2 protein-coding genes are annotated in these 11365 nt (G+C 51.6%); both read right to left on the bottom strand.

The window, feature by feature from the left end:
* On the bottom strand, nucleotides 1–3449 hold a 3449-nt coding region (locus G358_RS0128500), incomplete at its 3' end, for a non-ribosomal peptide synthetase (RefSeq protein WP_019640672.1).
* A 22-nt stretch (nucleotides 3450–3471) separates the two neighbouring features.
* Complete coding sequence (locus G358_RS31065; protein WP_019640671.1) at nucleotides 3472–11133, bottom strand: non-ribosomal peptide synthetase; 7662 nt, start codon at nucleotides 11131–11133, stop codon at nucleotides 3472–3474.
* Nucleotides 11134–11365 lie beyond the last annotated feature (232 nt).

Below are 11365 nucleotides of genomic sequence, written 5' to 3'. Positions count from 1 at the left end.
TGTTCTGCACCTGCAATCCGTTCTTCATACTCCAATTCGAGTTGAACTTCTTGTGCGATCTTCTGGACGGGTTCTCCATCCTGCATATGGAAACTGGTGCGCAGCGCTTCATGGCGTATGGTCAATTGCTCCAGTGCGTATTTCATGCGGTCCATATCTAGAGTCCCGTGAATGACCACTCCGGCCGGTATGTTGTAGGCTATGCCTGCATCGTCGATCTGATTAAGCAGATATAACCTCTTTTGTGCCGACGACATCGGGTACATTTCTTTTGATTCCGCCTGCGGGATCGGGACGTATTCTTTCGCTTTTGCTTGTTCTATTTCTTTGGCGAGAAGCTGAACCGTAGGAGCGGCAAAAATGGCCTTCAGCGGCAAACGTACTCCGGTCTTTACTTCAATTTGATTGACAACCCGGGTTGCACGCAGCGAATGACCTCCCATTTCGAAGAAGTTATCCTGAATGCCCACCTGGCCGATACCAAGCACGTCCTGAAAAATTGCTGCCAGCTTCTCTTCCACTATGTTTGTCGGCGCTTCATAGACAGCGCCCGTAGACATGCTTCCATCCGGCTTCGGCAACGTCTTGCGATCCACTTTCCCGTTAGAGGTCAGCGGCATCCGCTCAATCTGCATGAAGTAGGCCGGGATCATGTAATCCGGCAGCGCCTTGCCGACGTGCGCCCGAAGCTCCGCTACCGTAAGTTCAACATCCGCTACCACATATGCGCATAGAGCGTTTTGACCCTGCTCGTCGACTAGGGCTAAAACGACCGTTTCCCTGACCGTCTCATGCTTTTGCAGTTGCTTCTCGATTTCGCCAAGCTCGATCCGGTAACCCCGAATTTTTACCTGATGGTCGATCCGGCCCACATATTCGATGGTGCCGTCCGGCAGCCATCTGGCCAAATCCCCGGTACGGTACATCCGTTCGCCAGGTACAAACGGATTGTCCACGAATTTCTCCGCCGTCAGCTCCGGACGGTTCAAGTAGCCGCGTGCCAAACTGTCCCCCGCGATGCACAACTCGCCCGGCACCCCGATCGGCTGCAGCCGATTATAGCGGTTCACAATGTACAAAGCTGTATTCGTGATAGGCGATCCGATTGGCGGTAAAAGCGAATAGCCGTTATTCGCACCAATCGTGTAGGTCGATACGACATGGCTTTCCGTCGGGCCGTAATGGTTATGTACGAGCACATTCATGTGGCGTACTGTCTGTACGAAATCATCGTTCAAAACGAGCTGCTCTCCGGCGACAACGAGATGTTCTATCGTTTCCAGCAAATGCTGGCACAGACTCCGGTCGGAAATGACGTGCTTCAAATAAGCGGTCGGTAAAAAGACGGTGCCGATCTTATGGGTGCGAATGTACTCGATCAATTGTTGCGGATTGCGTTTCGTTTCTTCATCCGCGACGAACAGCGTGCCGCCGGACAGAAGAACGGAAAACAGTTCCTGCGCGCAAACGTCAAAGCTGTAAGCGGCGAACTGCAGCGTACGAGTAAACTCAAGCGCAGTTTGTCTCTTTTGAGAATCCAGCAAATTAACGATGCTTCGGTGCTCCATAACAACCCCTTTCGGGGTTCCCGTCGTGCCAGAAGTGTAGATGACATAAAGCGCATGGCTAGATGTCGACAACGGCGGAAGGCTGGATGTATTCGCATCGTATATTCGGGAATCTGCAAGATCGAGTACTGCGCCGATATACTCGGCCGGTACGGTTTCGCAGCCGAAAGTCAGAAAAACATCGGTACCACTGTCGGTTAACATATACGTGATTCGTTCCGCCGGGTACGACGGGTCAATCGGCAAGTACGCACCGCCGGCTTTCAAAATCGCAAGGATTCCGACGACCATCTCAAGTGAACGCTCCGCCATAATTCCCACGATCTTATCCGGTCCTACGTCATGCGCCCTCAGTGTGCGCGCCAGCTGGTTCGCTTTCGCGTTCAGTTCCCCGTACGTCAACCGCTCAGACTTAAATACGACCGCCTCCGCTTCCGGCGTTCGTTCCGCCTGCTCCTCGAACAGTGCATGGATCGTCTTGTCCTTCGGATACTCAACCTTCGTATCGGTAAACGCGGCGAGCTGCTGCTTCTCTTCTTCCCGCACCAATTCGATTTCGTCCATTCTTATGTCAGGGCGTTCCACAACTTGCTCCACGATTGCCGCCAGGTGTCGCAATAATCGCTTCATGCTCTCTTCAAAATACATTTCAGCATTGTAACTTAATTTAACGACAAGCTGGTTCCCCCGCATAAACATGGTGACATTCAATCCGTAGTTGGTTTGCTCAATTGCTTTAATAGCGGTAATTGTAATTTTTTTCTCTTCTGACTGCACGTCATTGCTCAGGTTCGTGTCAACAGGATAGTTTTCAAATACACAGATATGATCGAATAAGTTCGCTTTGAGCGCGCTCTTCGCTTGAACATCCGCTAAAGATAAGTAGTTATATTTTTCCGAATTCAGCAAATCCGCCTGTACTTGCTGTGCTATGCTGAGAAGTGATTCTTGACTGGCAAAGGAAATCCGTACGGGTAACGTACTAATGAACATCCCCACCATGTTCTCTATGCCTTGGACTTCAGATGGACGCCCGGAAACAACCATGCCGTGTACGACATCTACACAACCGCTATACTGATGAAGCACTGCTCCCCATATCATTTGCATGAAACTGTTTAATGTGAGTTTGTTGCGCTTGCAAAGTGCTTTGAGTTGTTCCGTGTGCACCTCTCCGATGGCGTATGTGTTTTCCTTCAACATATATCCATTTTTTTGTTCGTAATAAAGATTGCTCTTCGGAATTTCCGCCCTTTGTTCATACCCTTCCAAGTAATGGGTCCAGTATCGCAAAGCCTCTTCCTTATCCTGCCGTTCCAGCCAGCCCATATAATTCGCATAGGAGTACGCCGCGGGTAAATGAAGGGGGCGATTGTTTCGAAGTTGCTCATAAATGGTAAATAATTCATTACGCAAGATACTAGAGCTCCATCCATCAAGAATGATGTGATGCGAACTCCAAATCATTTCATATTGTTCCTCGCCGGTCTTTAAAACTGCGATCCGAAGAAGTACGTCATTCGTTAAATCAAAGCCTCGAGCTCGATCCGCTTGCTTGAACGCTTCCACGCGCTCTTGCTTACGGGATTCCTCGATACCCGTAAGATCCTCAAAGAGAAAGGAAGGAGTCCTTTCTTTTAAAACAACTTGCAGGGGCTGACTTAACTTTTTATGCGAAATCAACGTCCGAAGCATTTCGTGCCTTTCCATGAGCACTGTCAAGCTTTGCTCCAAGATTCCCAAGTCTAGCAAGCCGTGAAGCGATATGTTGAATTGACAAAAATAAGCTTCAGAGCGCTCTTCCAAAAGAGAATAAAACAATATCCCCTCTTGCATTGGAGTCAATGGGTATAGCTTGGCCACTTTATCTTTTAAACTCATCGAACATTCCCTTCCTTCATGCTTATAGGTTGCTAAATAGTTCGTTGAAATCTTCTAATGAGATCTTGGCGTACCCCAAATCGCTTGGGGTTAGCTCGGACTCAGTTTGCTGCATGCAGTGCTCGACGACTAACAGCAGTTGCTTCTTATAATTCTCCATGAAGGCTTTCATCGTGGTCGTGCGGTACTCATGCTTGTCGAAATCCACTCGCAACGTCAACTTCCCGTCGACAACGATTCCCGTGATGTCCAGCACATAAACCCTTTCCGATTGCGGACTCACTGCTGTTCCTGCATAAAGCTCGGATATCGACATGTTGTCTGTAGCTATTTTTCTGTTCAAATGCCCCATGTAGTTGAAACTGATTTCCGGCTGGGCTCCGCTTCCAAGCCCGCTCTTCTCCGCTGGCGCCAAATACTTCAGCACTCCATATCCAACGCCTTTGTTCGGAATCCGCCTCAGTTTTTCCTTGAACGATTTGATCCAATAGGCTATCCCTTCCGTCTTTTTCAGCTCGAAGGTGACGGGGTAAATGCTCGTAAACCAACCTACCGTCCTCGTCACGTCTACGCTGTCTAACACCTCTTCCCGTCCGTGCCCTTCCAAGTGGATGGCCAGCGTTTCATGCCCCGTCCATTCCTGCATGGCTAAGCCGAGTGCTGCTAGCAGCACATCGTTGATTTCTGTCTTATACGCGTGGTGAATCCCCGTCAGCAGGTTGTTCGTTTCCGCCTCGCTTAAGCTAATTGACCAGCTTGCGCTGCTTTCCACTGTGCGAATTCTCGCGCCTTCCCCGTCTTTAGGCAACGGCTGGAACTTGACGCTTTCTTCCTGCCGCCAATAATCCGCTTCCCAGAGCAGTTCCCGGCTTTGGGCATAGTTTCTCAACCGCTCTGACCATGCCCGGTACGAATGCGTCTTCGCCGGAAGCGCGATAACCTCGCCGCGCAACCGCTGCTCGTACCCGGCCGCGAAATCATCCAGCAGGATTTGCCAGGACACCCCGTCCACGACGAGGTGGTGGATCGCAACTAACAGATGGTCCCCTGCCCCCGTCCGGAACAAACCCAACTGAATCAGCGGCCCGTTCTGCAGGTCCATAGCCTGCTGGACGAGCATTGCCTTCTGCTCGACTGCGGCGCTTACGTCCTCCTCCATCGAAACGTCGAACACATGAAGGCGAAACGCTTCGCCTCCACTTCCCCGGCATATTTGTACGATGTTCCCATCTTCCTGGCGGTAAACCATCCGCAGCGCGTCATGGTGTTCCGCCAGCACCGCGATGGTTTCCTCTACCGCCACTTCCCGGAACCCGTCCGCACGGTACAGCATCATCGCCTGATTCCAGTGATGACTTTGCGAGATGCGTCTTTCGAAGAACCACCGCTGGATCGGGCTAAGCGGGGTTTCTCCTTCCACTGGACCTTGTTCTGCGGTTTCCACCAGCGTTTGGATATATTGACTGGCTTCCTCGATCGTCGGATGCATCATTATATCCTGTACCGCCAGCTTCATCCCTCCCGAGCCTAGCCTGGATGCGACCTGGATCGCTTTGATCGAATCGCCGCCCAGTTCGAAGAAGTTGTCCCGGATGCTGACAGGCTGTGAGATGCGAAGTACGTCCTGCCATATCTCCGCCAGCTTCGCTTCAACCTCGCTGTGGGGTGCCACGTACTCGCTTCCCATCTGAATCAGCCCTTGCGGCTCCGGCAGCGCCTTCCGGTCCACCTTGCCATTGGCCATCAGAGGGATTCGCTCCACTTCCACCAAGTATGCCGGCACCATGTAGTCCGGTAGGCTGCGCTTCAAATGCGCGCGCAGCCCGGATGCGCGGATTGCACCGCTGCTCACCACGTATGCGCACAAATACGCTTCGCCGCCCTCGTCTTTCCGGGCGATCACGACCGCTTCTTTCACGTCTTTGTGCTGCAGCAATCGGTGCACGATTTCGCCCATCTCGATCCGGTACCCCCGGATTTTCACCTGCTCGTCGAACCGTCCCATGTACTCCAGGTTGCCGTCCGGCAGCCATCTGGCCAGGTCCCCCGTACGGTACATCTGTTCCCCAGGCGTGAACGGGTTATCCACGAATTTCTCCGCCGTCAGCTCCGGACAGTTCAAATAACCGCGGGCCACGCCGACGCCTCCGATCGTCAGTTCGCCCGGAATGCCGGGCGGCAGCAGCCTGCCGCTCGCATCGAGAATATACAGCCGCGTATTATCGATCGGTTTGCCGATCGGTACCGTTCGAAGCGTTTCGCCGTTCGAGCAGTCGAAAACCGACACGTCCACCGTCGCTTCGGTCGGGCCGTACAAATTGATCAGTTTGGTAGCAACCTTCTCATTCAGTAAAGCGTTAAAGCGCGATGCCTGATCCGGGAGAAGTTCTTCACCGCTGGTAAAAACGAACCTTAAGCTTCGAAGCGCGACAATCCGATCGGGCTGCTTTTCCAGGTAAGCAAGGAACAGGTGCAGCATCGATGGCACAAAATGCAGCGTCGTCACTTCGTGACGCTCGATCGCCCGTACGATCGCATCCGATTCCTTCTCGGCTCCCGGCGCGAGAAAATACGCCGACGCACCTGCATACGCCCACCAGAACAGCTCCCACACCGACACGTCGAACGTAAACGTCGTTTTGTGCAGAATGACGTCCTCCGCGCCAAGCGGATAAGCCCGCTGCATCCATGCGATCCGATTAACGACCGAGCGGTGCTCGATCATGACTCCTTTCGGGTTGCCAGTCGAGCCGGACGTGTAGATCACGTAGGCCAAAGTTTCGGAGGAAGCGGCGGCTGGTAAATTACCGTCATCCTCTTCCTCGTATAACGTTTCATCATCCAATCGGAGACGGGCCCCCGTAAACGGAACCCCTTCCAAAAGCGGACCGTCCGTGAGCAGCCATCGCGCGCCGCAGTCCTCCAGCATGTACCGGACTCGTTCATTAGGTAAATCGGGAGTGATCGGTAAATATGCGCCGCCTGCCTTCAAAATGGCCAAGATACCGACGATCATGGCCGGCGAACGCTCTGCGGCAATCGGCACGATATTGTCCGGTCGAACGTCATATGCACGAAGCTTAGCGGCAAGCCGGTTCGCCTTCGCGTTAAGTTCCCGGTACGTCAACTGTTCAGAATTAAATACAACCGCCACAGCCTCCGGCGTTCGCTCCGCCTGCTCCTCGAACAGCGCGTGGATCGTCTTGTCCATCGGATACTCTACCTTTGTATCGTTAAACGCGATGAGCAACTGCTGCTTCTCTTCTTCCCGCACCAGCTCGATCTCGTCCAGCCGTATGTCCGGACATTCTATTACTTGCTCCACGATCACCGCCAGATGCCTTGCCATCCGCTCGACCGTTTCCTTCTTGAACAGCGCCGTGCTGTATTCCCATTCGAAATGCAGCTGCCCTTCCACTTCCGTAGCAAATACCGTCAGGTCAAACTTCGCCACCCGGAATTTCTGCGGATACGGCCGGACCTCCAGCCCTTCCAGCTTCCACTCGCTCATCTGCATGTTCTGCAGCACCAGCATCGTGTCGAACAGCGGGTTGCGGCTCGTCTCCCGCCGCACGTCTAGTTTCTCCACCAGCTCCTCGAACGGATAGTCCTGGTTCTCCATCGCCCCCAGCACCACGGCTTTTACTTCCGCCAAATAGATGTCAAACCGTTTGCCACTCGCTGGGCGGCTGCGCATCGGCAACGTGTTCACGAACATCCCGATCATCCGGTCCACGTCCGAGTGCCTTCTGCCAGCTACGGGGGAACCGACAACCACATCCTCCGCTCCGGCATAGCGCGACAGCAGCACCCCGTAAGCCGCGAGCAGCGCCATGTACAGCGTTACGCCTTGCTTCGCGCACAGCTGCTTCAGCCGCATCGTCTCCCGCTTGCCCCATACTTGTCCGGTGCGGTCTCCCTCAAACTGGCGTACCGCCGGACGCGCGTAATCTGTTGGCAATTGCAGCACCGGCGACTCTTCTTCGAATATCTTGAGCCAGTATTGCTCCTGGGCTTCGTATGCCTCACCCCGCATTTTCTCCCACAGCCATACCGCGTAATCCTTATAGTGAATCTCAAGCGGCGGCAAGTTCTCCCCCGCGTACAAACGCGAAAATTCGTCAACGAATACATCTACCGACATGCCATCCGCGACGATGTGGTGCATATCCAGAAGCAGCACGTGCCGCCCCTCTCCTATGCGGACCAGCCCCGCACGCAAGAGCGGTGCTATGCCTAGATCGAACGGGCGCAAAAATGCTTGCACCTGCAGCTCTAATTCCGACTCTGCGGGCTCCGTCACTTCTAGCGGCACTTCCACCACCCCGGCGATGCGCTGCATCAGCTCATCTTCACGCATTACAAATGACGTGCGAAACGATTCGTGCCTCGCTGCTAGCAGATTCAAACTTTCCCGCACGCGCTGTACATCAAGCTCTCCTGTAATCTCCAGCGCATGCGGCACGTTGTAGCTAATACCGCCCGGATCCAATTGGCTCACCAGGTACATTCGCTGCTGCGCGGGCGATGCCGGATACCATTCGCGCGGCTCCGCCTTGCCGATCGGCTCGTAGCGCTCCTTAGCCGCAGCCGACTCCAAATAGCCGGCAAGCTCCTCCACCGTCGGACCCGCGAACATTTCACTAAGCGGCACGTTCGCGTTAAATTGTTTTTGGATGCGCAATACGAGCTGCGCCGTTTTCAGCGAATGCCCGCCCAGTTCGAAGAAGTTGTCCCGGATACCCACCGGGTGCGATATCCCAAGAAGTTCCTGCCAAATCTCCGCCAGCTTCGCTTCTGCCTCGCTGCTCGGCGCCACGTACCTGCTTCCCTCCTGCACCAGCCCTTGCGGCTCCGGCAGCGCCTTCCGGTCCATCTTGCCGTTAGCCGTCAACGGAATCCGCTCCACTTTCACGACATAAGAGGGCACCATGTACTCCGGCAGGCTGCGTTTCAAAAATGCGTGAAGTACGGATGCATCAACTGCCCCGTCGCTCACCACATACGCACACAGGTACGCTTCACCGCCCTCATTTTTCCGAGCAATCACGGCCGCTTCTTTCACGTCCGCATGTTGAAGCAGACGGTGCACGATTTCGCGCGTTTCAATCCGGTACCCCCGGATCTTCACCTGCTCGTCAATCCGCCCCATGTACTCCAGGTTCCCATCCGGCAGCCATCTGGCCAGATCCCCCGTTCGGTACAACCGCTCCCCGGGCGTAAACGGGTTGTCCACGAACTTCTCCGCCGTCAGCTCCGGTCGGTTCAAGTAGCCCCGCGCCAAGGCCTTTCCCGCAATACAGAGCTCTCCAGCCACCCCGATCGGCTGCAGTTGGTTTCGAGAATTTAGAACATACACTTTCGAAGAAGGAACAGGTTTTCCCACCAATATATTTTCCTGTTTATTAGCTTCTCTCATAAACGTAGTCGCAACACTATTTTCGGTAGGTCCATATTCATTTACAATTTCAAGAGTTGGGTGCTTGCTAGACGCCTTTTTAAGGGGCGAGGAATCAAATGCCTCGCCAGCCAATGTAATGACGCGTAATGACTGGATCTGATTAGGCAAGCTGCCATCTAGAATCTCGTTAAATAGACTGGGAACCGAAATGAAATGCGTGATTTTCTCTCGCTCTATCAAACCAATAATTTCATCCAGATCGATTAGCGAACCCGGTTGCATCAAATACACTTCGGAGCCGCTGATGATAGGGGTAAAGAAACTTGTAATAAAGCCATCAAAAGCCATTGAAAACAGTTGAAGCACACAGTCCGAACTGTCGAACGCATATTCCACTTTTCTCCACTGCAAAGTTGCGGAAATGCTTGCATGCTCGACCATAACGCCTTTGGGCTGTCCCGTTGATCCCGACGTGTAGATAACGTACGCCAAATCGCTCGGGCCGCTTGCCGCAGGTAGGTTCGACGCATCTCCCGTGTACAGTACCGCATCCGCCAGGTCCAGCACCTCTCCAGCATAAACCTCCGGTACTTGTGCATTTCCATATACGAGCAGCAAATCAGCGCCACCGTCTTCCAGCATGTAGGCGATCCGCTCCTCCGGGTACGCCGGGTCGATCGGTAAATAAGCGCCGCCGGCCTTCAAGATCGCGAGTATCCCCACGGCCATCTCCAGCGAACGCTCCGCCATGATTGCTACGATCCGGTCTGCCCCGACACCTTGTCCTCCCAGCACGCGCGCTAGCTGGTTCGCCTTCGCATTCAGTTCTTCATATGTCAATCGCTCAGACCCAAAAACGACCGCCGCTGCTTCCGGCGTCCGCTCCACCTGTTCCTCAAACAAGGCTTGAATCGTTTTGTCCATCGGATAGTCGGCCTTCGTCTCGTTAAACTCGGTTAGCAATCTCTCTTTTTCGTACGCCGTGCACAAATCGAGCTCGTCGATCAATTGAAGGGGACGTTGGATTACCTGTTGAATCATATTCGCAAAGTGAGCGAACATCTGCGAAATCTCGTCCTCTTGAAACAGGTCGGTACGATAATCAAAATCCATTCTGATAGGATTCGATGCCTTCCTATGCTGTACGCGGATTAACAGTTCGTTTTCTTCGTAGCCGCCAAACAAATGATCCAATTCATAGGAAAATATGTCGTTCGCAAAAATATAACCGCTTGTGAACTCCATCGCTGCGCGGAACAATGGATCATTCGCATGATTGTAGTTTTGGCGCAATTCATGAACAAGCAAATAAAAGGGATACTTTTGATGCTCAGCAATCGTCGATTTTTTCTCGTAAATGGCCTGAATAAAGGCTAGTACGTTTTGATTGCCGTTGACTAACATCCGGAACGGCACGGTGCTGACAAACATCCCCAGCGTATTTTTTTCATTCTCATTCATACGATTTGCGTAGTACGTCCCGATCACTTGATCTTCGTTCGAGTTGATTTTATATAAATATAAATACAATACTGAAAAGAACAACGTAAACACAGAGATCTTGTTTTCATTGCAAAAATGCAAGATGCCTTCCTGAAGTTCCGAAGGTATATAAAATGATTTTCTATTCCCTTTAGTACTGGACGAACCCTGGCCATATTTAATCGCCGTATTATCACTGGAGAAAGATTCGAATTCCTTTATCCAAAATGCTCTATCTTCTGCAAAGCGGTCAGAGTTTTCATACTCCAGTTCGCTCTCGATATATTCAAAGTAAGATGGCTTAGCTTCTGCCCGCGGGATTCCAAGAGTCAATCCTCCATAAATATCCATAATTTCCTTCGCCATAAGTTCCGCGCTATGCCTATCGCAAATGATGGGATGGATTCTAAATAGAATCAAACATTCACATTCACTTATCTTAATAATCTGAATTTGGACCATATCGAAATCTTGCAATGTCATTACATTTCTAGATTTTTGAAATACGAATTGGCCAACATCCGATACCGCCCCATCGATTATTGCTAGATCGAGTTTTCTATGCTCCCGAATAAAGAATTCGGGGGCATCATCGCCAATAAACCCAGCACGGAGAATAGGATTACGTTCTATTAATTGTTCGATTGCATCTATTAATTTATTGAAATCAATAGATGTCGATTTATGTAATAATTTCAACGAAAATAGATGCGCGCATATTCCCGTATTCGACATCAATTTCTCTGTATACCAAATTCGCTTCTGAGCATTCGTTAACGGATACTTTTTATTGGAGGTCACTAACTTTCACTTCCTATTTCGATATTCTTATTAATTGCTCATGGGATGCTCCATATCATAATCTGTTGAGAAATATAATTATCATTGTGTAAATAATCCTGATCGAGTTAAATTTTATTGCAAAATGAAATAGGGTGAACCTCGCCAATAGACCAGATCATCCTTAGTCTCTCTTGGCAGAAATTCACTGAACCTTCAAATAGAAGAATGCTTTTATTTTCTGACTGCTTTG

The organism is Paenibacillus fonticola DSM 21315, from assembly GCF_000381905.1.
GTDB lineage: Bacteria > Bacillota > Bacilli > Paenibacillales > Paenibacillaceae > Fontibacillus > Fontibacillus fonticola.
The sequence above is the reverse complement of the archived record's forward strand: the minus strand, read 5'-3'. Positions and strand labels throughout refer to the sequence as shown.